General features: G+C 40.5%; 3 protein-coding genes. All 3 read right to left on the reverse strand.

Annotated features, from left to right (window positions below):
• Window positions 1–749, reverse strand: a 749-nt coding sequence (locus BCT81_RS21150) for an MBL fold metallo-hydrolase (protein ID WP_102425724.1), incomplete at its 3' end; no start/stop codon positions are given.
• Window positions 750–941: 192 nt separating this feature from the next.
• Complete coding sequence (locus BCT81_RS21155) at window positions 942–1364, reverse strand: VOC family protein (protein WP_102425725.1); 423 nt, start codon at window positions 1362–1364, stop codon at window positions 942–944.
• A 193-nt stretch (window positions 1365–1557) separates the two neighbouring features.
• The coding region (locus BCT81_RS21160; protein ID WP_241908253.1) for a GNAT family N-acetyltransferase at window positions 1558–2033 on the reverse strand (476 nt) is incomplete at its 5' end.

Genomic DNA, 2033 nt, shown 5'->3' on the forward strand with positions numbered 1-2033 from the left:
GTGTAGAGCTTATCAATTGGATACTCTGATAACGCAAGTCCAAGGTCTTTTATGTTTTTCGTAGTCCCACCAATGCTATCAAATAAGGGTAACCCCACTAAATGAAAGCCCCCGACAACGGCTTTAATTCGTTCTTCTGGAAAATGAGTAACCGCGGTATCGACCATATTTAGGACACCACTATGCGCACAGCCAGTAAAAATAACGATGCCGTCTTCCTCTTTGATTACTAACAAAAGCTCATGATCGAATGAGTCCTGCTTCCATTTGTCCTGAGATTTTGTGTAAAGGTACTGATTCCCTTTTGGCTTTTCGTATTTATCGCTGATATCAGTAATGATAAATACGTTACGCGCAATCTCGGTCGTCTTATTCACGAATTTCAAACGACCACTACTATTTTTCAGTAAATCCGGATTAATACCGACATTATTTTTAAAACCATAAGCACGGAAGTAGTAGCTACGCTCATCACTGTGTTTCAAAAACACATTGGCATTAGAATTATGGCGAACAAAATCGATGGCGCCATTACAATGGTCGTGGTGTCTATGTGATATAACGGCTAGGTCTACGTCTTTGATCTCTACGTCGAGTAAAGGCGCATTTTGACAAAAAGTACCGCCACCTCCCATATCGAATAACATGCTTAGCGACTCAGTTTTGATATGCAGTGACAACCCGCGTTCAACAGCTAAATCAGGCCTACTGTCTAAGCGATTATTATCAACTAACGTCGTTATTTTCATCGTTTCTCTTATATTTTTTGCCCACTCTTCAGAGCGCAAACATCAATGCAACTTTGGTGCTAATTTCCTTGTGGCCTTGGCTCCGTTGCAGCCTTGAGTACTACATAGGCAAGAAAACCACTTATGACAAAGCCATTGCGTAATAGCCATCGAGTGTAAACTTTTTATTGCTAGTCACACATATTTCTACGATCACTCGTATAAGTACATTTCATCATGTATGTCAGATAAAAACTCTGTGAGCTCCCACTCAAAACCCGCTTTATCGTAAAAGTATGCTCGCTTTCGATGCGTTTCTCTTGGAGCATATATACCTCGACGATAGCCTTGTTCGACAAGTTTAGTTTCTATTGTTTGTAGATTTTGTACAACTAAACCAATATGGTTGACCCCATGGTTCTTATACGTTTCTTGCATAGCTCTTGGTGCGAGCGAGTCTAAGTGAGGCTCTTGAAGAGCGAAATAGCTTTGCTCATTTCCAACATGAACCCAACGATGGCGGCCAGGGAGGTCCACATCTTTACGTATTTTAAAGTCAGGGGCGACAATACTAAGAAACATCAGGGTTTCATCAATATCTGGAACAGTAATGTTTAAATGCTCTATCTGAGTCATGCTAAATAATCCTCTAGTTAGTGATACGAATAACAATCGAAAACATTCTGTTACTTCAACTTAACTTGAGGTCAAGCAAACTTACTCAGTAATACGATGCTAAGCGACTGAGTGAGAATTGCTACTACTGTCTTATCAATTCTTAACTCACTTGAAGCCATGTCAACGAAGCTCGGAAACTACTTTTCGCTAATCAATAACCGTTGCTTTCAAAGTGTATGAAGAACATCAAAAGGTCGACATCATTGGCTTTCGTCACTCTAAATTTGTCCCCAACAATGCGAGAAACAGCAGACTTCCAGAAATATAGAGCCGCAGAGTTTTCTAACAACACTCGAATTTGCCATTTGCCTGTAAATACAGAAACGACCTGTGCTAAGGCTTCCTTGCCAACACCTTGCCCTTTAAATTTTCTGAGTACAAAAAACTGTTCAATATCATAGCTCGATAAATCACTAGGATAACGGCGAACCAATACAAACCCTGCGAGCTCGGCATCCACATAGATGAAATAGGGAATATGATCTTCTCGCTCCCAGTACACGTCAAACTGGGAAGAGTCGTAGCTGAATTTGCCCTCATTGTTAGGGCTCCACTTCATATACTCGGTCATATCGTATATGTAATAAGAGAACAAGTTCTCAAGCACTTTCCGTTCTTGTTCTTTAA

It is taken from the genome of Vibrio sp. 10N.261.52.A1, assembly GCF_002876325.1.
GTDB lineage: Bacteria > Pseudomonadota > Gammaproteobacteria > Enterobacterales > Vibrionaceae > Vibrio > Vibrio chagasii.

Coding starts and splice junctions, on each gene's coding strand:
- BCT81_RS21155 (WP_102425725.1), bottom strand. CDS start 1,364: ATGACTCAGATAGAGCATTTAAACATTACTGTTCCAGATATTGATGAA.